The sequence below is a fragment of the Halocella sp. SP3-1 genome, assembly GCF_003953885.1.
Lineage (GTDB): Bacteria > Bacillota > Halanaerobiia > Halanaerobiales > DTU029 > Iocasia > Iocasia fonsfrigidae.
Window position 1 is genome coordinate 3945111 of the sequence record NZ_CP032760.1, and the last position, 20646, is coordinate 3965756.

22 protein-coding genes are annotated in these 20646 nt (G+C 36.6%); 1 reads left to right on the plus strand and 21 read right to left on the minus strand.

Annotated features, from left to right (window positions below; genetic code table 11):
* Positions 1-100: 100 nt before the first annotated feature.
* The 10 genes from dcd to D7D81_RS18910 all read right to left on the minus strand — a co-directional run bounded on the left by dcd (position 101) and on the right by D7D81_RS18910 (position 10962).
* On the minus strand, positions 101-637 hold the full coding sequence (gene dcd, locus D7D81_RS18865) for a dCTP deaminase (protein WP_125991632.1): 537 nt from the start codon (positions 635-637) through the stop codon (positions 101-103).
* On the minus strand, positions 624-914 hold the full coding sequence (locus D7D81_RS18870; protein WP_125991634.1) for an HPr family phosphocarrier protein: 291 nt from the start codon (positions 912-914) through the stop codon (positions 624-626). The genes dcd and D7D81_RS18870 overlap by 14 nt, the downstream gene beginning before the upstream one ends.
* Positions 915-926: 12 nt before the next feature.
* Complete coding sequence (alr, locus tag D7D81_RS18875) at positions 927-2048, minus strand: alanine racemase (protein ID WP_125991636.1); 1122 nt, start codon at positions 2046-2048, stop codon at positions 927-929.
* A complete protein-coding gene (locus tag D7D81_RS18880; protein WP_125991638.1) occupies positions 2045-3598 on the minus strand; it encodes an NAD(P)H-hydrate dehydratase in 1554 nt (517 codons plus the stop codon). Before D7D81_RS18880 ends, alr begins: the two co-directional genes overlap by 4 nt.
* A complete protein-coding gene (gene acpS / locus D7D81_RS18885; protein ID WP_286169958.1) occupies positions 3598-3972 on the minus strand; it encodes a holo-ACP synthase in 375 nt (124 codons plus the stop codon). Before acpS ends, D7D81_RS18880 begins: the two co-directional genes overlap by 1 nt.
* A 111-nt stretch (positions 3973-4083) precedes the next feature.
* Positions 4084-6222, minus strand: a complete 2139-nt coding sequence (locus D7D81_RS18890) for a methyl-accepting chemotaxis protein (protein ID WP_125991640.1) — start codon at positions 6220-6222, stop codon at positions 4084-4086.
* A gap of 232 nt (positions 6223-6454) precedes the next feature.
* Positions 6455-6721 carry a DUF3243 domain-containing protein gene (locus D7D81_RS18895; protein ID WP_286169961.1) on the minus strand — a complete coding sequence of 89 codons (267 nt, stop codon included), beginning with the start codon at positions 6719-6721 and terminating at the stop codon, positions 6455-6457.
* Between the two features lie 141 nt (positions 6722-6862).
* The gene (gene glmS / locus D7D81_RS18900) at positions 6863-8689 is read right to left on the minus strand and encodes a glutamine--fructose-6-phosphate transaminase (isomerizing) (protein WP_125992396.1); all 1827 of its coding nucleotides are present in this window, start codon (positions 8687-8689) and stop codon (positions 6863-6865) included.
* Positions 8690-8981: 292 nt separating this feature from the next.
* The gene (gene glmM / locus D7D81_RS18905; RefSeq protein ID WP_125991642.1) at positions 8982-10331 is read right to left on the minus strand and encodes a phosphoglucosamine mutase; all 1350 of its coding nucleotides are present in this window, start codon (positions 10329-10331) and stop codon (positions 8982-8984) included.
* Between the two features lie 397 nt (positions 10332-10728).
* Entirely contained in the window at positions 10729-10962 is a 234-nt protein-coding gene (locus D7D81_RS18910; RefSeq protein WP_125991644.1) for a hypothetical protein, read from the minus strand.
* Between D7D81_RS18910 and D7D81_RS20345 the strand changes: the two genes are divergently transcribed.
* Positions 10862-11212 (plus strand): CPBP family glutamic-type intramembrane protease, encoded by a 351-nt coding sequence (locus tag D7D81_RS20345; RefSeq protein ID WP_353622138.1) that lies wholly within the window; start codon positions 10862-10864, stop codon positions 11210-11212. The genes D7D81_RS18910 and D7D81_RS20345 overlap by 101 nt on opposite strands.
* A 100-nt stretch (positions 11213-11312) precedes the next feature.
* Here D7D81_RS20345 and D7D81_RS19750 read toward each other — a convergent pair whose 3' ends face one another.
* From D7D81_RS19750 to D7D81_RS18960, 11 genes are all read right to left on the minus strand, one after another.
* Entirely contained in the window at positions 11313-11465 is a 153-nt protein-coding gene (locus D7D81_RS19750) for a DUF7577 domain-containing protein (RefSeq protein ID WP_164522355.1), read from the minus strand.
* Positions 11466-11579: 114 nt separating this feature from the next.
* Positions 11580-12563 (minus strand): AmmeMemoRadiSam system radical SAM enzyme, encoded by a 984-nt coding sequence (gene amrS / locus D7D81_RS18915; protein WP_125991646.1) that lies wholly within the window; start codon positions 12561-12563, stop codon positions 11580-11582.
* An 11-nt stretch (positions 12564-12574) separates the two neighbouring features.
* Positions 12575-13093, minus strand: a complete 519-nt coding sequence (gene amrA / locus D7D81_RS18920; protein WP_125991648.1) for an AmmeMemoRadiSam system protein A — start codon at positions 13091-13093, stop codon at positions 12575-12577.
* Entirely contained in the window at positions 13090-13923 is an 834-nt protein-coding gene (gene amrB, locus D7D81_RS18925; RefSeq protein WP_125991650.1) for an AmmeMemoRadiSam system protein B, read from the minus strand. Before amrB ends, amrA begins: the two co-directional genes overlap by 4 nt.
* A 173-nt stretch (positions 13924-14096) precedes the next feature.
* Positions 14097-16025 carry a class I tRNA ligase family protein gene (locus D7D81_RS18930; RefSeq protein WP_125992398.1) on the minus strand — a complete coding sequence of 643 codons (1929 nt, stop codon included), beginning with the start codon at positions 16023-16025 and terminating at the stop codon, positions 14097-14099.
* A 299-nt stretch (positions 16026-16324) separates the two neighbouring features.
* Complete coding sequence (gene rpsI, locus D7D81_RS18935; protein ID WP_125991652.1) at positions 16325-16720, minus strand: 30S ribosomal protein S9; 396 nt, start codon at positions 16718-16720, stop codon at positions 16325-16327.
* 16 nt (positions 16721-16736) lie between these two features.
* Positions 16737-17165: a 50S ribosomal protein L13 gene (rplM, locus tag D7D81_RS18940; protein WP_125991654.1), complete on the minus strand. Its 429-nt coding sequence runs from the start codon at positions 17163-17165 to the stop codon at positions 16737-16739.
* Positions 17166-17304: 139 nt separating this feature from the next.
* Entirely contained in the window at positions 17305-18045 is a 741-nt protein-coding gene (gene truA, locus D7D81_RS18945) for a tRNA pseudouridine(38-40) synthase TruA (protein WP_125991655.1), read from the minus strand.
* A 146-nt stretch (positions 18046-18191) separates the two neighbouring features.
* Positions 18192-18983: an energy-coupling factor transporter transmembrane component T family protein gene (locus tag D7D81_RS18950; protein ID WP_125991657.1), complete on the minus strand. Its 792-nt coding sequence runs from the start codon at positions 18981-18983 to the stop codon at positions 18192-18194.
* Positions 18983-19834, minus strand: a complete 852-nt coding sequence (locus D7D81_RS18955) for an energy-coupling factor transporter ATPase (protein WP_125991659.1) — start codon at positions 19832-19834, stop codon at positions 18983-18985. Before D7D81_RS18955 ends, D7D81_RS18950 begins: the two co-directional genes overlap by 1 nt.
* The gene (locus D7D81_RS18960) at positions 19825-20643 is read right to left on the minus strand and encodes an energy-coupling factor transporter ATPase (RefSeq protein WP_125991661.1); all 819 of its coding nucleotides are present in this window, start codon (positions 20641-20643) and stop codon (positions 19825-19827) included. The genes D7D81_RS18955 and D7D81_RS18960 overlap by 10 nt, the downstream gene beginning before the upstream one ends.
* Positions 20644-20646: the final 3 nt, after the last annotated feature.

A 20646-nucleotide genomic window follows, 5' to 3' on the forward strand; every position in this document is an offset into this window, starting at 1 on the left:
ACAACTTATATAATTCAGCTCTATCTAAGTATATAATATGTGATAAATACTGTCAATGCAGGAAGGAAACAATTAAGTAGTAATATTATCCATTCATAAATCAATTGTTTTCCAGGTCTCTAAAAACCCTACTACCTACCGCATTTTTCTGACCAAAATATTTCCCCTTATAGGGGTTAACTGCCTCCTGGTCAAGTTGGGCCAGAACAAGCTGACAGATACGCCTACCTGAGGTCAGTCTAATGGGCAATCTATTGGCATTATATAACTCAAGGGTTATCTGTCCTTTAAAACCAGGATCAACCCAACCAGCATTTTGAATAAATAAGCCCATTCTACCGATAGAACTACGACCCTCAACAAAGGCTGTTATATCAGCTGGCAACTCAATGTTTTCCATAGTTGCAGCTAATAAAAAGGAATTTGGAGGCAAAACTATTTCATCACTCTCTATACTGACATAATTAATCTCCTTATCCAGAGTCATGACCTCCATCATATTTTCATCTATTTTTAAAAAACTTGTTCCCAGACGCAGATCAATTGAAGCAGGTTGAATCTGATAGTCCAGAAGTGGCTCGATTATTATCCTTTTCTCTATAACTAAATCATGAATCTTCTTATCAGAGAGTATCATATTCTCCCCCTCCATTTTCACCAAAACTTTTTTCTATAATCTCTATCAAATACTCTAACGCCTCTTTTTCATCACTACCTTCAGTAACCAGTGTTATCTGATCACCCTTACCTATCCCTAATGATAATACCCCAATTATACTCTTGGCATTTACAGCTATACCATCAAATATTATCTCCACATCTGATTCAAACCTGTCAGCAGCCTCAACAAAAACAGCAGCTGGCCTGGCGTGTAAGCCAGTTTTATTCTTAATTATCACTTCTTTTTTTAGCATTTTATCACCTACCTATCGATAGATCCTAGGTACCCTATTTGATATATTACAAACAAATTCATAATTAATTGTACCCATAATTTCAGCCATTTCAGTGGCTGTTATCTCTTCATTACCCTGTTTTCCTACAAGAACTACTTCACTACCAATATTTACATCAGAAATATCTGTTACATCAACCATAAACTGGTCCATACAGACCTTCCCTCTGACAGGGGCCTTCTGTCCATTAATCAAAACATGGGCCTTGTTTGATAACAAGCGGGAATATCCATCTGCATAACCAAGCGGAATTGTTGCAATTTTACTATCCCTGGAGGTAATATATGCAGCCCCATAGCTAATACTACTGCCCAGGGGAAGGTTTTTAAGATATACTACCTTTGATTTCCAGCTTAATACCGGTTTAAAGGGAAGTTTTTTATGCATCTCATGTGAGGGATGTAACCCATAAAGGGCAATCCCCGGTCTCACCATATTTAATTGAAACTCAGGCAAATCAATAAGTGTCGCACTATTAGCAGCATGCCTAATGGGTATTATAAATCCTGATTCTGATAAATCATTGAGTAATTGCTGGAATCGCTCCCACTGTTGATGGGTATATACCTTGTCAGCCTCATCTGCTGTAGCAAAGTGGGTCATTATTCCTTCAATAATAAGATTATCCATTTGAGATAAACTCATAATAAAATCATTAGCCATCTCAGGACAAACACCTATCCTCCCCATACCTGTATCTATTTTTATATGCACCTTTTTTTTAATCCCTTTTTTTTCTGCTAAGGTATTAATCCTTAATGCTGTATCCATTCTCCCTATAGTAGGGATAAGGTCATAGTCAAGTAATAATTCATCTTGTGGTGGTAGAATCTCACTCATCACCTGGATTGGTAATGAAAAACCAGCTTCTCGTAACTCAAATCCTTCTTCAGGTAGAGCCACAGCCAATCTCTTTACCCCTGATTCAACAAGAGTCTTACTGACAGGTAAAACACCATGACCATAGGCATCTGCCTTGACCACAGCCATAATTATAGTATCAGCAGAGACCCTTTCCTTTAATAATCCCAAATTGTATTTAAGATTAGCTAGATTAATTTCAACCCAAACCGGACGGGTCTGACCCTTCATTTTAATTCCCCTCCTGAACCAGCAATCAGTTTTTTGATTGCCGCTGGAATATAGTCTATTAGATCACCAGCCATTAATGAATAGGAAGTAGTATCCTGCACAGCTAGATCACCTGCCAGCCCATGCAGATATACCCCCAGTACAACGGCTTTTTCAGGAGACAGTCCCTGAGATAACAACCCGGCTATAATTCCAGCAAGGGTATCACCACTACCTGCGGTAGCCATTCCCTCATTGCCTGTAGTATTAATATAAATTCTCCCATCTGGTAGGGCAATTATTGTTGCCGCACCCTTTAATACTAAATAAAGCTGTTTATCTACAGCAAACTGGCGAGCTGTTTTGATTCTATCCTGCTGTACTACCTTTATTTCCTCATCAAGTAGACGGGCCATTTCCCCTGGGTGAGGTGTTAGAATCAATGTTTCCTCCCTCTGTTTTAAAAGCTTAATATCGTCAATAACATTTAGTCCGTCAGCATCGATCAGCAGTGGTTTATGATAAGTACTTATTAATTTTTTAATAACTTCTGAACTTGTTTTTGAACGGCCAAAACCAGGGCCAGCAACAATCATATCTGAATCAGCCATCACTTTATTAATTATATTCCAATCAGGTTCATTATTATCACTTTTAGTCAATGGTGTAGTTATTAATTCTGGACTATAAGCCGAACTTATTGAAAGGATATCCTCGGGTATGGCCAGCCTTACCAGCCCGGCACCTGTTTTGAGAGCAGCTAGGCCTGTCAGGACAGGTGCTCCATCCATACCAGGACTTCCACCTATTACTGTTATTTTGCCAAAACTACCTTTATGGCCTGTCTTCTCCCTGGTAGGAAGCCAATCCAGGGCTTCTGAACAGGTCAGGGTATAGTGTGAACACCCTTCATTAAGTGCAAATTTTTCTGGAACAGTTAGATCCACAACCCCAATTTGCCCACAATACTTTCTCCCTGGATAAAGTAAAAGACCCGGTTTAGGGTAAGCCATAGTAAGGGTCCAAGTAGCCTTTACTGCTTTTCCTAAAACGCTTCCATTCTCTCCACTTATACCAGAAGGTATATCTACTGCCAGTACCTTCTTATCGGCGTTATTTATCAATTCAATTAAATCTGCTGCCCTCCCCCTAATACTACCACTAATACCTGTTCCTAAAATAGCATCTATTACTATGTCACAGGCAGCCAGCAAATTTTTTACCTCTTGATAATCAGTCCCTATAGTATCTATTTTTAAAGTATTAATAGATCTCAATTCACATAAACGGTAATTCATTAGTGAACTATCTGATAAACTGTCTTCTCCTGCTAAAAGAATTAACTGGACATTATATCCCTCAGTATCCAGATAACGAGCAGCTACTAAACCATCACCACCATTATTACCTTTACCAATAAATATTAACACTTTACTTCCCGGCTCTATAAACTTCACTACTTTATCAGCCACAGCCCGACCAGCTATTTCCATCAGCATAACACCAGGAAAACCAGCCTCAATAGCCGCCTTATCAACAGCCCTCATTTCTGCTGGTTTTAATACTATCATTAACTATCACCCTCCCCAATCACCTGTGCTATCGCATAATCATTCTCATGAGCAATACTGACATAAAGATTTTTTATACCATTCTTTAAAGCAATTTCAGCTGTCTCTCCCTTTAAGCTAAGTCCAGGTTTACCAGAATCATCATTACTTACCTCGAAGTCCTGCCAGCTATATACAGTACCACCCAACATTTTTACAGCGGCCTCTTTGACAGCAAAACGGGCAGCATAGTGCTGGGCCGGTCTTGCTTTAGAACTACAATAGCTGATCTCATCCTCAGTAAAAATTCGGGATTTAAATCTATTATTCCACCTATCGAGAATTTTTTCAATACGCTCTATCTTAACTATATCTATACCCAATCCTATAATCATACCTTCAATCCTTTCCTAAATTAAGAAAAACAATTCCCTTTAATTATACTGCAAGAAAGATATAAATGCAAAGGAACCGAACTTTTTAGTTCGGTCCCCATCTAATCATCATCAGATTATAAACTCATCTAAAACCCCATTTAGACTGTCAACTGTTTCTTCCAATTTTATAGCCAGGTCTGCCAGTTTCTCAGCTAAGTTTGATTGTTCCTGACTTATAGCTGAAACCTCTTCAGTAGAAGCAGCTGATTCTTCAGCAATAGCAGCCATTTCATTAATCTGTTTTACAGTTTTTTCTTTATCTTCAGTTACTTCTCCTATGACTTTAGTTATAAAATTAATATTTTCTAAAATCCTTTCCTGAGCAGCAAGAATGTTATTAAAGGCATTTTCTGTATCATGAACAGAGCTCTGCTGTTCCTTAAAGATTTGATCAGCTTTATTAACCTCCTGAACGGTATTTCTGGTTTTAGAGAATATGTTTTTTATAATACCTTCAATATTATTGGTAGCTTCATTAGCTTCTTCGGCCAGTTTCCGTACTTCCTGGGCAACTACAGCAAATCCCCGACCATTCTCTCCGGCCCGGGCGGCTTCAATTGAGGCATTTAAAGATAGGAGATTTATCTGCTCAGCAATTTCATTTATCACACTAATAATACTAACAATTTCCTCAATATTATTATTTAGATTTTCAATATCCTCCTTGATCAAGGTAGAGACCTTAACCGTCTCTTCTGTTTTCTGATTTAGTTCTTTAATAGTTAAACTGGCATTTTCCCCCTCTTCCTTCACCTTATTTGTTGTATTAACTATCACAGCTATCTTCTGGGAAGCAGTATTAATCCTGTCTGCCAGCTGATTCATAGCTGCAATACTATTCTGAGCTTCCTGTGACTGCTCTGCTGCACCATTGGCAATCTCTTCAATAGCTGATGAAACCTGTTGAGTGCTTGAGATTGTTTCCATAGAGACATCTTTAACAACAGCAGTACTTTCCCTGACATCCTTTCCGGTATTACGTGTTTTTTCTATTAAAACCTTGATATTATCAATCATATCATTAAATGCTATTGATAGAATACCAAATTCATTATTTCCTTCTATGGGTGATTTAGCTGTTAAATCCCCCTTTTTTGTTCGCTGCATAACATTGACAATAGTTTTTAGTGGTCGAGAAACACTTAATGAAATTAAAACACTCAATAAAACACAAAGGAGTATACTTATGAGCATAAGTATCATAAAATCAATCTTAAGATCATCGATTTCCTCTGTTAACGAAGACAACGGTATAGCTGTTGTTAATACCCAGCCGTTTCTTAATTTTTCACTTGCAAGTAACTGTCCCTGAAAAGTAAAATACCTTTTATCTTCAGCACTAAATATATTAGCACCCTGCCGTTCCAGTAAAACTTCCCCATTAAGAATACTCTTTTTTGAAAGATCATCTGCTAACTCTTCATTCTCATCTTGCTCAGGGATAAAGACATTTTGGTATAAAATTTCTTTATCATTATTAAATAAATACATAGATAGTTCCTGATCCATCTTAATATTACTTACTATATTATCAGCATAAGTTGTTCTTAAGGCAAAGATTAATACCCCTATCTCTTTAGTCCCGGTTCTTAAACTAAAGTGTTTTATACTCCTTAATAACAAAAAATAATCAATTTTTTGATTATTAGGGTTAGAAATCTTTATCCAGACCGGTGTACCATCTTTCTCCATTACTTCTTTGAATACTTCAGTCTCTTCTAAATTATTACCTAAGACCCCTTTTAGACTACCTGTATTTAAAGTCCCTATACCAGTATCCCTATTATTAAAACGATAAATCAGAATACTGTCTATATCTTCATCAGTAAAAGCAATTGAATTAAAGGTATCTTTAATGACCTGCTGATTTTTAAGCCGTTGAGAAACATCTTCATCTTCATTAGCAATACTTAATACCTCCATTAAATCATTATTGGTAATGATAGAACTAGAAAGTTTTTCAATATGCCCCAGTTTTGTATCAAAATTAATGGCCATTTGATTAATAAGTTCACTGGAAAAATTACCAGCCTTATCTTTAATAGTAGATTTTGAATGATTATATGTATAATAACCTACTATTGACAAAGGAATAATACACAATAATAATAAAGAAATAATTAACTTAGTACTGATTTTTATATCTCTGTTTATCTTTTTTATTAACTTTAGATTTACCCCCTCAAAAATATCTTTTTTTCTCTTCAATAATATCCCCCCCTTTTTTTGAACAACTGCAACATTAGGTACTGTTATTACTAGTGAAGGTAAATCATATTCATTACTAAAATAATTATTAGTTATTCTTCTGCTGTGTTTTACATATTTAAAACATATATGTAATTATACCTAATACATATAAAAAAGACTTTATATTAATATAATTCACCATATTATGAGATTTTCCTGTTGAATTCTGAATTTTTTTAGTACTTTTGACTTATGTTTCCACTTTCCTTTCCCCTTTAACCATTTTGACAATCATGCTGCTTAGAGCATTTTGTTCTTCTTCACTGGCTAAATCCCACAATTCCTTTAAAACACGCTGTTCACGATTCTCAGGCTCTACAATACTATCCAGAATATCCCCCAGTTTACTGCCTATCTTTACAATAGTCTCATCACCCATACCTATCGAATTTCCTGCCGCAACTGCCTGTCCCAGCGTCTTTTTCCAGTCATCCCAATCTTCATACCTTTCCACCATACTAATACCTCCTCTGATAGATAGCTAAACTACTCTTATTATATCCCTTTTCTAAAATAATATTTTTCTATACATCAGATGTGAATAAAAAAAGCCATCTTTAGGCCTGATTCCTAAAGATGGCTTTTATTTAAATAATTTTTATTCAACTGTAACACTTTTAGCCAGGTTACGGGGTTGATCAACATCATATCCCTTTTCTACAGCAGTATAATAGGCCAGCAGTTGTAGTGGTATAATAGCTAAAACACCACTAAACAACTCATTTATCTTAGGAATATATAAAACATGATCAACTGATTTCTCTACTTCTTTTTCTCCCCTAAAAGTAATTGCCGTAACATCTGCACCTCGGGCCTTTACTTCCTTAATATTGCTTAATGTCTTTTCATAGAGAGACATCCTGGTAGCTATTGCAATTACAGGTACACCTTCAATAATTAATGCCAGTGGCCCATGTTTTAATTCCCCGGCAGGATATGCTTCAGCATGAATATAGGATATTTCCTTTAATTTTAACGCCCCTTCTAAAGACAGTGTATAATCGGTATTACGACCAATAAAAAAGGCATCTCTCTGCAGGTGATAATCCCGGGCTCGCCCTTTAATCATTTCTTCACTACTTTCAAGTGTTTCTACTGCCAGTTTAGGCAGTTTAAGGAGTTCATCTATATAGACTGCCAGTTCTTCTCTGCTTACTGTATCTTTAATTTTCGCGATATATAAAGCAAGCAGATAAAAAGCAGCAACCATATTAGTAAATGCCTTGGTAGAAGCAACAGCAATCTCTGGTCCTGCATGAAGATAAAACACCTCATCTGCCTCACGGGGAATAGTACTACCAACAACATTGGTCAAAGCCAGTACACGGGCCCCTTTTTGCTGGGCTAATCTTAATCCAGCAAGGGTATCAGCAGTCTCTCCTGACTGGCTGACTACAATTACCAGTGTTTTATCATCAACAATAGGGTCTCGATACCTGAACTCTGAAGCTACATCGATCTCTACAGTGGTTCTGGTCAGTTCTTCGATAACATATTTGCCAATCATTCCAGAGTAATAAGCAGTCCCACAGGCCAGGATATAAATCTTATTAAAGTCTTTAATTTCCTCTGTTGATAGGTTTATTTCCTCTAGTTCTATCTTTCCCGGGGAAACCCTATCTGCCATAACACGCCTCAGGGCAGCTGGCTGTTCATAGATCTCTTTAAGCATAAAATGGGGATAACCACCCTTTTCAGCCATCTCTGCATCCCAGTTTACTTCAAATACTTCTTTATCAGCCATTACACCTTTTTGATCATATATTGTAATCTTATCCTTCTTAATTTCAGCCATTTCCCCATCATCAAGAATATAGAATTGATCAGTATATTCCAGAAAAGCAGGTATATCCGAAGCTATATAGTTCTCTCCCTCACCAATACCAATCACAAGAGGGCTATCCTGTCTCACTGCATAAATTTTATCTGTCTCTTTGCTTGATATTATCCCCAGGGCATATGAACCCTCTAAATGTGCTATTACTTGATTAATGGCTTCCCTTAAATCACCCTGATAATATTCTTCCAACAAATGGGCAATCACCTCTGTATCTGTCTCTGAGGTAAATACATGGCCTTTTTCACAGAGTTCTTCCCTCAGCTGCTGAAAATTCTCAATAATACCATTATGGACTACAACAAACTCCCCGGTACAGTCCACATGTGGGTGTGAATTTTCGTCAGATGGAGAACCATGAGTAGCCCATCTAGTATGACCAATACCCATCTTTCCAGATAGAGGGGTTGAGGCAACTATTTTCTGCAGTTCCTTCAGCTTACCCTTTTTCTTAATAAGCTCTAATTCCTTACCATTGTTGATAGCTATACCAGCAGAATCATAACCGCGGTATTCCAGTCTTTTAAGTCCTCCAAGCAAAATATCTACTACATCACTATTCCCAATATAACCAACAATTCCGCACAATAGTATTACCTCCATTATTAAATTTTGGCCTGATTTTCTACCCCCTTTAAGCTGCTGATTACTCAACAGTTTTAAAGAATAGATTTAAGTCTAATCAGTAAGACCTGGAGGCATCCGCCGAAAACTCGATAAACCTCCCCCTCGTCAACTTAGATTTCTTCCCGTTCAATCTAAGTCCTGGCGCTTTTTCTTTTTTTATATGAATCACCTCCTTATAATATATCTTAGATTATTACAATCCACTCTATTATAACATATGATAGATAAATTGTTAATGTTATTCTTTTACTATTTAATTTAACTCACTTTTTATAACTTCAATTAATTTTTCTTCCAGCTCTATCAATAATCCCTCATTTTTACCTTCCAGCATTATCCGTACTACTGGTTCTGTTCCAGAAGCCCTGACAAAAACACGCCCATTCTCTGATAGGGCCTGTTCAGCCTTGCTGATTTCACGCCTGATACTGTCATTATTTTCCCACTGCTCTTTGTATTTTACTTCTACATTTGCTAATCTCTGTGGCCAGGGTTCCATCAAATTGCTTAATTCATTAAGTGTTCTACTCCTTCTTTTAACTATTTCAACTATCTGTACAGCAGTTAAAACCCCATCACCTGTACGATTATAGTCCAGATAAATAATATGACCCGATTTCTCGCCACCAAGATTATAATTATTTTCTAACATCTCTTTAAGAACATACCTATCGCCATTATCAGTAATTACCACTTTACCACCGGCACCTTCAACAGCCTCCTTTAATCCCAGATTACTGTAGGCTGTAGTGACCAGGGTTTTCTTTTTTAATTCCCCCCTCTGCAGTAAATCTGCTGCCCAGACTGCCATAATCTTATCCCCATCTACTACTTCACCTTTATTATCTATCATTACTATCCGGTCAGCATCCCCATCATGAGCTATTCCCAAATCTGCATTTTCTCTCACAACCAGCTCTTTTATAAGTTCTGGATGGGTTGAGCCACAGTCTAAATTTATTTTATCACCTGCTGGATGGTTGTTTGAGACGACTATTTCTGCCCCCAACCTTTGTAGTACCTCAGGAGCTACTCTATAAGCTGCCCCATTCGCACAATCAAGGGCAATCTTTAAACCCGTAAAATCAACATCAACTGTGGAAATAAGATAGTCAATATACTTATCTGTTAGCTCATAATTATCATTACTATTCCCGATTTCTAATGAAGTTGGTGATGGTATAGTATCATAATGGTATTTTATAAGGGCCTCAATCTCCTCTTCCATCTGATCACTAAGTTTATAGCCATTCTTATCAAAAAACTTAATACCATTATCAGCAATAGGATTATGTGAAGCAGATATCATAACTGCCCCTTCTACAGCCAATTCAGCTGTTAAATAGGCTACACCGGGGGTAGGTATAATACCAAGTCTAAGCACATCAATTCCTGCTGATGCCATTCCTGCTGTAAGAGCAGACTCTAACATATCTCCGGAGACCCTTGTATCTTTGCCTATCAACATGGTTGCTTTATCATTTCCTTTATAGTGACGGGTAAGGTAATAACCAGCAGCCCTACCCAGTTTATAGGCTAATTCACCGGTAAGTTCCCGATTAGCTACTCCCCTCACACCATCAGTACCAAATAATTTTGCCATTCCAAGTTCCTTCCCTTCTTTATTATTTAGTAATGTATTATTACTATTTTAATATATTCTTCAATATCTGCACAATACCTGCATATAGAGAGATTTTCTGTGATGTTTTTAGAGGAATTGATAATTATTTAGCGAATTAGTGTAAAGGGGTTGATCTTATGAATGATAAAAAGGGACTTATCAGCTATATAAGTTATAAAGATATCTTAATAATACTGGGTATCTGGTATTTAATGCTCTCTTTAAACATGATCTCTAAAGGAGTTAACCTGGATTATACTGTCCTTAATAATTTTTTTCACTTTTTATTTATCATAAGTGGTAGATTCTTATCTTTTAGCTTTATTGTATTCTACATTACTTCACTATACCCAATTTCTTTTGCTGATTTAGGAATTCACTTAAAAAATCCTCTGAGACAACTAAGGATCTCGTCCTCTACTTCAATAGCACTAATAATACTGGTTATTATATTCATCAACATTCCCCTTTCCCTTACAATGGAAAAGGCTTTTTCCCCACTGATAAAAGTGAATAGTCCTGAAGTATTTGTCACCAGTATCTTACCATTACTACTACTTATTATTGCAAGTTTAGTAATAGCCCTCAGCGAACAACTTATACTGGTCAATATCTTCTACAAATTATTTTCTAGAACACTATTTAATAAATTTATATCTATTATCATGTCAAGCCTTTTATATTCTTTTTTATTACTTAATTTTGACCCCGGCAGAATACTAATCAATTTTTTGGCTGCTTCTATTAGTCTATTTATTTATAGTAAAACTGAATCAATACTAACTTCGTCCTTTTTTATTGCTAGTTATTATTCCATCTATATCATTTACATATTTGGATGGAATTATATAGGATTTTGATTTCATTATTCCGACTAAATTATAGCAATAAAAAAGACCAGGTATACAACCTGGCCTTCGAACATTACAATGTTTTTTACTTCATCTACTTATACTCTTTTTAGCTTATATTATTAAATATACTTAGTGTTGGATAGAGTGTGCTGGTTGTTTCCTTTTCTTCATAAATTGCACCACTACACTTCTTGCAGTACTCAACACCAGACCAATTGTGTGTTCCACATACAGGACACTGTACTTTTTTAGTTTTCATTTAAACCACCCTTTCTTATTTTCTTATTGTCTTATAGGTTCTGTCTATAGTATAACAGCCGACTGCTTTTTTGTCAATTATTAACAAATAAAAGTAATATTGAAAATTATCATACTATTTAAACTCACCATATATTTCCTTACCACATTGTGGACATTTATTACCTTTCATTAATTTTCTGCTAGTATAATAATCCCTGACAAGCAATTCCCGACCACAGACCGGGCATCTTGTTATTTTTCCGAAATCACCCTGAATATTACCAAGGTAAACATAATCCATATATTTCCTGGCAATTTGATATACCTCCACCATTTTGTCCAACGATGTAGGTGCTTTTTTGAATTTATATGCTGGAAAATATCTGGTCAGGTGAACTGGTATATCAGAATCAATAGTACTAAGCCAGGAAAACATCTTTTCTACCTCTTTTTGTGAGTCATTTTCTCCGGAAATAACTAAAGTCGTAATTTCTAAATGAACCCTGGCAGCCATTAATTTAATATTTTCCAGAACAGGGTTTAATGTACCTCCACAAATATCCTTATAGAAATTAGTTCTAAATGATTTTAAATCAACATTTATTCCATCCAGAACTGGTAATAAAGTGTGTAATGGTTTTTCATTGATATAACCATTAGTAACCAGTACAACCCGCAGATCACGCTCCTGGGCCAGGCTAGCTGTTTCCAAAATATATTCATACCATATTGAAGGCTCTGAATATGTAAAAGCAATACCAATAGTATTTTTTTGACACGCTAATTCTACTAATTCCTCAGGTGAAACTGTTGTTAAAGACGGTTTCTGCTGACTTATCTCCCAATTTTGACAATATTGACAACGAAAATTACAGCCATATGTCCCAACTGATAAAACCTTTTCCCCTGGATAGAAATGATAGAGTGGTTTTTTCTCAACTGGGTCTACTGCCAGGGAACTAATCTTCGCATAGGTATCACTATATAAACTACCATCAATGTTAATTCTCCCCTGACAAATACCATTCTTCCCAGGTGAAATAACACAATAATGTGGGCATAATAAGCATTGAACAGTATTATTTTTCCTTGGCTGATAAAAAGCAGCTTCCTTCATTTGATTCTCCTTTACTTATGTCTATTAACTTTAAAACGGTATATTTCCATTTCTTCATCTGGTAAAATTCCTGCTTTCTTCCTGGCTATCTCTAGTTGTTGTGAAAAATCACTAATTCCCGGCAGAGCAGGAAGCAATACACCATTCCTAACCCCGTTTTCTACTATTACACCATATTTATCAGGATCCAGCTCTGAAGACTTATTTACTTTTTCAGGTTTACTTAATACATCAACAGTTATATCTAAATAAGGTAATTCTCCTTCTACTACAGGATTAAACCTGGGGTCCTGACTACAGGCACTAATAGCATTATTAATAATTTCCTGGGCAATATTCTCATAACACGGTTCAATTGTACCAATACAACCGCGTAATTGACCATCCTTTTTCAAAGAAACAAAAACAGCTGCCTGCCTTACAAACCCCTTATCTAATGGGTAGTCAGGGGTTCTTTTCCTCCTATCAATAACAAAATCATTGATGGTCTGCCTGGCCAACTCTACATATTTATCCCTTTTTTCTTTCATTGCCTATCACCCCCTGGATAAAAGCCAACAACAGCATATCCTACACCAAAAGTGCCTTCATATGACTTAACTTCAGTTTTAAAAGAAAGGCCATCAAGAGCCCCTAACATAATAATTAAAGGACGCAGACCACACTCTCCGGCTTTATCTATTAAACCTTTCTCTATTTTAAGGGCTTTTGAAAAGTTCTCATTAGCTAATATTTCTACAATTTTTCTGTCAAACTCTTCTCCTCGCGGATTAAATCCAGCGGGTGCACCGGGTTTTAAGCGGTGTGAGAGATCACCACTGGCAATAATAACCGCCTTCTGGCCCAGTTTATCGACTACTTGCTGAATAATCCTACCAAAACTGTAAAGAGTATCATATTCCATTAAACCCATAGTAATAGGTACTAAAGGAACATCCAGACCAGCCTGCTGGATAAAATAAAGGGGGATAAGAACCCCATGATCAAGTAAACCTTGATAATTATAAATTTCTAACTCAGCAGAACTTAGCGTTAAAACCTCAATATTATTAATCTCTGAAGATTCTCTAATCTCCTGAATTAAATCCCGATCTGTAGACGTTTCTAATTTCACTTCTGAACAGCCAAACTCAGAAAAATCACCAGCAAGGTGCTCCTGATCCAGAATACTTATAGCATCTGTAAAAACTGGACCATGTGGACTAATTGTTATCAAGACATCTGGCTGACAATCCTTAACCTCTTCAGCCAGTTCTTCAAGGCTATTAATTGTCTTGCTAATCCCTTCCCGTCTCTCTCCTCCGATTTCAGGTATGATCAACGGAGGGTGTGGAGATAAACCTGCCATTAGAATACCCATAATGTCTTACCCCCTTGTACTATTATCTATTTATTTTATCTTATGGTTATAATTCTCTAATTATTATATTTATCCTTTAAGTGGGAATTATCTGAACAAAATGGTTCCGCCACCCAGGCTTAATATAAAAATACCAGGCAGAGAAAATAGAATCTTACCTGGTATTTTATCTACTATTTATACTGACTTGGGTGTTTTTCAAAGAAATCTACTCTTCGTTCCAGGAATTTAAATTCATGTTCTTCTGGATTATCCATAAAGGCATATACAGGTTCAAAAATCCGCTCCCAGTTCCAGAAGTCGTCTGCTTCATCAAGATTTAAGTATTCAAGTATCATCTCTGTCCCTTTTGGAGCAACAGGATGCATTAAAACAGTAGCTGTTCGCAGCATATGAAAACCATCAATAAAAAGCTGTAATAGGATACTCTTATCATCTTGATCTTTATATTCTTTATATTTCTTTGACCAGTATTTATTGATACCGCGAATATAGTTATCCATGAGACTCATAACTTGATGGAACTCATAACTGTAGACTGCTTTTTCATATTCAAAGATAATTTCTTTTGCTTCATTCAGTACCTCCTGGCTGACCTCACCTATAGGTAGTTTGCCATCATTAAATTTCTGCATAGTATAGAAACAGGAGCGAACGATATGGTTAAAGACATTTGACAACAGATTGCCCTCTTTAAGAACAGGATCACCATGGCTTCCACCCTTAGGGTTTAATGGTTTAGGTTTAAATCCTACACTCTTAATACCGAGTCCAAAGCTTAAGAAATGAGCCCTTAACTGCTCTGCTGTGTAGTAATCAAGTAAATCTTTGGCCATAGGTGGTTTAACCTTCCCACTGCTACTGGCTTTTTTATCCAGGAAAAGAAGATGGTTGTTAGCTATTAAGTCCGGTAATTGCAGCTCACCTTCTGGCGGTTCTACAGAAGGATTATCACCCTGCCCCATAAACATGGCCATTTCCGCAGGACCATAGAAATATACATTATCTTCTCCAATAAACTGATAAACCTTTGCCCCTTTAGAACACCACCATTCCTTCCATTTGTTTTTATCCTTATTCTCCTTTTCTAGATAGTTCTGTGTAAAGGAAATCGGAGCCCATAATGATTCCGGCCAGACCCAGACAGTCAAATCATCCAGTCCTTCCAGGGTAGGGGCATCTACTCCCCACTCAATATTACCTGTTAATCTGAAAGGCACCAGGGTTTTCCCATTACGAAATTGCACAGCATTTTCAGCCAGGATAGAACAGGCTTTTTCCCGGTCTTCAAGTTTGTCAAAAACAAGCTCAAAAGATGACTTGTTTTCATCATCTTCTAAAGTGAAATCTGGTAACTTATCTTCTATTTTATTGAGCACTTCAAGATATTCATTCTTTACATAAATAACTGGTGGTTCCAGAAATTCTTCAATACTTTTGATCATAAAGTGCCTGGCACCAGGGTTTTCTTTTAGCCCTTCAACCCACTCTCGAAGCAGTTCCTGAAATTCCTCAAGTTTAAAATACCAGTTAGTTACAGCCCTCATTTCCGGTTTCTTTCCTGACAGAGTGCTCTTAGGGTTAATCAAATCCTTCTCCATATACTGATGGCCTAATGAACATTCATCTGCATAAGCCTTTTCAGATTGACAACCATCAATCGGGCATTGTCCAACAACCTGACGTCCATTAAGAAACACCTCATGTTCAGGGTCATAAAATTGAGATGTTGTTATTTTTTTAAGATGTCCATTCTCATACAGTGTTTTAATGAAATTATAGGAATACTGCTGATGAATCTCTCCAGCACGTCCTATACTGGAAGCCGCAAAAAGATTAGTAGCAATGTAATATGATTCCAAAGCCTCTTTTTGAGACTGATGATTTGAACGTACATAATCTTCAATGCTACCCTCAAAAGATCCGTCACTTACTGATTGACGATAATCTTCCACTATTGGTGAACCATAACAATCAGTTCCAGAAACAAAGATTACATTTTCTTTACCGATACGATCTCGCAAAAAACGTGCTAAAAAATCAGCATGTATAAAGACTCCTCCTATATGTCCAAAATGAAGCTCTTTATTCCCATAAGGCATTCCTGCTGTTATAACTGCACGCTTCGGAAATTCAGGTCTATCTTTACTTAAATCATACTTTAATTCCAAACATATCACCCTTCCTTTAGTGTTTTCACCTATGCTCTATGTAAATACACAAACTTTGATTAATTATAACTATTATATATTATTATACATACTTAGCCAAAAAAAATAAAGTTAAGTCTTGTTTTTTATGTAAAATAATATATTAAAAATTTCCTCTTGCATGGATGTATAATTTAAAAAAAGAGAGGAATACTCCCCTCTCTTTTGAAATCTGCTTGTGTATTTGAATTTTACCTCTTGGAAAACTGTGGAGCCTTACGCGCTTTCTTGAGACCGTATTTTCTTCTTTCCTTCATCCGCGGGTCTCTTGTGAGATAACCGGCCTTTTTAAGTGGTTGGCGATAATCCTGATCAACCTTTAATAAAGCCCTGGCAATACCATGTCTAATTGCCCCGGCCTGGCCTGATAAACCCCCACCCTCTACATTTACAAGTACATCTAATGTGTTCAGAGTTTTTGTTAACTCCAGTGGAGATTTAAGGTCTTTAATTAGTGTATCACGGCCAAAATAATCATTTATATCTTTATCATTTACAATGATCTTGCCGCTTCCTGGAACTAATCTAACCCGGGCAATTGATTTCTTCCGGCGACCAGTTCCCCAGTACTGTACTTCGGCAGCCATTTAATCTTCCTCCTCTCTATAATTCCAATTCTTCAGGTTGCTGGGCCTGATGAGGGTGTTCTGACCCTGCATAGACCTTTAATTTTTTTACGACCTGTCTCCCCAGTTTATTATGGGGTATCATTCCTTTAACGGCTTTTTCAATAATTAACTCTGGTTTTTTCTTTACTAAATCTTTATAAGTAGTCTCCTTTATTCCACCAGGATAACCACTATGACGGTAATATTTCTTTTGATCCCATTTCTTACCTGTCAGTTTGATCTTCTCTGCATTTATAATAATAACAAAATCACCAGTATCTATATGAGGTGTAAAACTTGGTTTATGTTTTCCCCTTAAAATATCGGCAACCTTGGTAGCCAGGCGTCCCAGAGTTTTATCACTTGCATCTACCAGATACCATTTGCGTTCTACTTGATCAGGTTTTGCCATAAATGTAGACACTATTATCCCTCCTTTTTAACTTAATAACCTTCTTTTAAATTTATATAAATGTTTGTAACGGGGCAGTATAACAGAGATATCCAAAATAAATTGTATTACAGGACAGAGTAATTGTCAAGGTAATTAAAGAAGAAATCAATTAATAAAAAACTTCCAGGAGTGTCAAGCCCTGGGCAGGTGCTGTAAAACCTGCCTTCTCTCTTTTACCTGACTCAATTATCTCTTTTACCTTATTATATGGTATTTTGCCTGTTCCTATTTCAATTAATGTACCTACTATAATTCTGACCATATTATAAAGAAAACCATTTCCTATTATCTCAACCCAAATCTCAGTTTCTTTATTTATGACTTCAAGTAATTCAATCGTTCTAACTGTATCCTGCATAGAACTCCCTGCTGACTGAAAAGAAACAAAATCATGAGTCCCTTCAAAATATCGAGCCGCCTCTAACATTAATTGATAATCCAGGGGATGAATATAATGATATACATAATTTCTATTAAAAACAGAGGCCCTTCTTTGATTATAGATTCTATAACGATATTTTTTCCCTTTAGCATCATAACGAGCATGAAACTCAGGTTCAACCTCCTCAGCTATCTTACAGGAAATATCAGCTGGTATTAATCGATTTAAAGCCCTGGGAATTCTATCAGTTGGTATATTGACATTAATAAAAAAATTGGCTACCTGGCCAAGGGCATGAACCCCTGCATCAGTACGACCAGCAGCAGTTAAGCCTACCGGTCCTTTATTTATCTTGCTAAGACTCTTCTCAAGTACCCCCTGTATTGTTTTAGTGGTATTTTTCTGTTTCTGCCAGCCACTATAATTAGTTCCATCATATTCCAGAGTTATTTTGATATTCCTTTTCATAAATACCACCTAAATAAAGCTAAGAGAGTCTGTTCGAAAAGTATCAGTATATACCACCGGGGATTATATATCCCTTCACTCAACGGTAACACCTTAACTTCGTTCAGGGATATATAATCCCCTATTTATACCTTTTCGAACACACACTAAAAGAAACTGATACCTATTCCCATGAGAATTGAAATAATAAGCGCAATAATATCATTGGGTTTTATCTGTAACTGGTGTAATCGTGTTCTTCCTTCACCACCATGGTAACAACGCGATTCCATAGCAAGAGCAAGGTCATCAGCCCGCCTGAAAGCACTAATAAAAAGTGGAACCAGTAATGGAATCAGATTTTTAGCCCTTTGAATTATATTACCACTTTCAAAGTCAGCACCCCGGGCCATCTGTGCCTTCATTATCTTTTCAGCCTCTTCTAATAGAGTGGGAATAAACCTTAAAGCAATTGTCATCATCATAGCTAATTCTCCTGCAGGAACACCAAATCTCTTCAAGGGATTTAATAAATACTCAATACCATCAGTAAGCTGTAAGGGTGAGGTAGTCAGGGTCAAAAGTGAAGTAAACATTATCAATAGTAATATACGGCTCACCATAAATAAACCTGTAAATAACCCTTCTTCTTCAATACTAATAAAACGCCATTCCCAGATAACACGTCCACCTTTAGTTAAAAAAATATGGAGTAGGAATGTCAGTATAATCAAAAAGAATATCGGCTTTAATCCCTTAATAACACGCATAGCTGGCAGACGTGATAAAAAAATAACAAAGATAATAAAAACAAAAAAAATCCCAAAACCAAGGAACTGATTAATAAAAAAAAGTGCTGTTATAAGTAAAATAGTAATTATTATCTTAATACGTGAATCCAGACTATGAACAGGAGAATCACCTGGTATATATTGGCCTACTGTAATGTCTTTTAACATCAGCTAATTCCCCTCATTTCCCGTGAAATCTCACTAATGGCTTCAGACATTGTAAAAATATTTGTCCTGACACCTTTCCCCTTTTGTTTTAAGCGCCAGAGTATCTCTGTGATTTCCGGTAGATCAAGAGCCAGTCTCCTTATTTTTTCAACCTGTCCAAAGACTTCCTGGGGAGAACCGTCAAGGGCAATCCTACCTTGATTCATCACAAGCACCCTGCTGCTGAGTCTAGCTATCTCTTCCATACGGTGTGATATTAATATAATCGTCATATCATACTGATTATATAAGTGATTTAATAGATTGATTAATTGTTCCCTACCCTGGGGATCCAGACCAGCAGATGGTTCATCAAGAATCAAGGCCTGTGGCTTCATGGCCAAAACCCCGGCAAAAGCAACCTTTCTCTGCTGCCCCCCACTTAAATTAAAGGGAGAACGCGTTTTGAAAGCAGCAAAATCAAGTCCCACCAGTTTCATTGCCTCTTCAACCCTTTCCTGAATTTCTTTATTACTTAAACCCAGGTTACGAGGTCCAAAAGCAATATCATCATAAACTGTTTCTTCAAAAAGTTGATGTTCTGGATACTGAAAAACCAGACCAATCTTACGCCTGATCTCTTTTAAATTAATCTTTTCCTTAGTAATATCCTGTCCATCTACTACAACACTACCAGTAGTAGGTTTTATTAATCCATTTAACAACTGTACTAATGTTGATTTTCCTGAACCAGTATGTCCAATCAAACCGATAAACTCATTGTCCTGAATGCTTAAATTCACTTTATCCAGGGCCTTATGTTTATCTCCCTGTTTATAGATGTGTGTTACATTTTCCACCTTTATGAACATAAATTACTCACCAACTCATCTATTGACAGTACCTCCGGCAGCTTAATTCCTTTTGTCCTTAAACCATGTGATAGTTCAACAACTACCGGCACATCCAAATTAATCTTTTTTAATCCCTCAATATCCTTAAAAATCTCTCTCGGTCTACCTTCTCTAAAGATAGAACCCTGGTTCATCACAACTACCCGATCAGCCTTGATTGCTTCTTCCATAAAATGTGTAATATGAATGATAGTAATACCCTTTTCTTTATTTAAAAAAGTAATAGTATCCATGACCTCTTTGCGCCCCTGAGGATCAAGCATTGCTGTAGGTTCATCAAGGACTATACAGGATGGTTCCATAGCTATGATACCAGCTATAGCAATCCTTTGTTTTTGGCCACCTGATAATTTATGAGGGGCTTTTTTTTCATACCCTGACATACCCACCATTTCAAGGGAATTGTTGATACGCTTCCTGATCTCGGCTGCAGGTATCCCCAGATTTTCTGGGCCAAAGGCAATATCATCTTCTACCATAGTAGCAATCAATTGATTATCTGGATTCTGGAATACCATTCCAACCCTCTGACGGATCTTTAAACGGTTTTCTTCAGCACGGGTATTTAATCCATCTACTATAATCTCTCCTGCTGTAGGCAGCAATAAAACATTTAATAATTTAGCAAGGGTAGATTTTCCAGAACCATTCCCACCAATTACAGCAACAAATTCACCAGCCTCTATTGATAAATTAATATCATATAAGGCCGGTTCTTCCAGTTGACTATATACAAAATCTACCCCTTTTACTTCTAACAATCCCATCTT

Coding starts and splice junctions, on each gene's coding strand:
- dcd (WP_125991632.1), bottom strand. CDS start 637: ATGATACTCTCTGATAAGAAGATTCATGATTTAGTTATAGAGAAAAGG.
- D7D81_RS18870 (WP_125991634.1), bottom strand. CDS start 914: ATGCTAAAAAAAGAAGTGATAATTAAGAATAAAACTGGCTTACACGCC.
- alr (WP_125991636.1), bottom strand. CDS start 2,048: ATGAAGGGTCAGACCCGTCCGGTTTGGGTTGAAATTAATCTAGCTAAT.
- D7D81_RS18880 (WP_125991638.1), bottom strand. CDS start 3,598: ATGATAGTATTAAAACCAGCAGAAATGAGGGCTGTTGATAAGGCGGCT.
- acpS (WP_286169958.1), bottom strand. CDS start 3,972: ATGATTATAGGATTGGGTATAGATATAGTTAAGATAGAGCGTATTGAA.
- D7D81_RS18895 (WP_286169961.1), bottom strand. CDS start 6,721: ATGGTGGAAAGGTATGAAGATTGGGATGACTGGAAAAAGACGCTGGGA.
- glmM (WP_125991642.1), bottom strand. CDS start 10,331: ATGGCAAAATTATTTGGTACTGATGGTGTGAGGGGAGTAGCTAATCGG.
- D7D81_RS19750 (WP_164522355.1), bottom strand. CDS start 11,465: ATGAAAACTAAAAAAGTACAGTGTCCTGTATGTGGAACACACAATTGG.
- amrS (WP_125991646.1), bottom strand. CDS start 12,563: ATGAAGGAAGCTGCTTTTTATCAGCCAAGGAAAAATAATACTGTTCAA.
- amrA (WP_125991648.1), bottom strand. CDS start 13,093: ATGAAAGAAAAAAGGGATAAATATGTAGAGTTGGCCAGGCAGACCATC.
- amrB (WP_125991650.1), bottom strand. CDS start 13,923: ATGGGTATTCTAATGGCAGGTTTATCTCCACACCCTCCGTTGATCATA.
- D7D81_RS18930 (WP_125992398.1), bottom strand. CDS start 16,025: ATGCCTTATGGGAATAAAGAGCTTCATTTTGGACATATAGGAGGAGTC.
- rpsI (WP_125991652.1), bottom strand. CDS start 16,720: ATGGCTGCCGAAGTACAGTACTGGGGAACTGGTCGCCGGAAGAAATCA.
- truA (WP_125991655.1), bottom strand. CDS start 18,045: ATGAAAAGGAATATCAAAATAACTCTGGAATATGATGGAACTAATTAT.
- D7D81_RS18950 (WP_125991657.1), bottom strand. CDS start 18,983: ATGTTAAAAGACATTACAGTAGGCCAATATATACCAGGTGATTCTCCT.
- D7D81_RS18955 (WP_125991659.1), bottom strand. CDS start 19,834: ATGTTCATAAAGGTGGAAAATGTAACACACATCTATAAACAGGGAGAT.
- D7D81_RS18960 (WP_125991661.1), bottom strand. CDS start 20,643: ATGGGATTGTTAGAAGTAAAAGGGGTAGATTTTGTATATAGTCAACTG.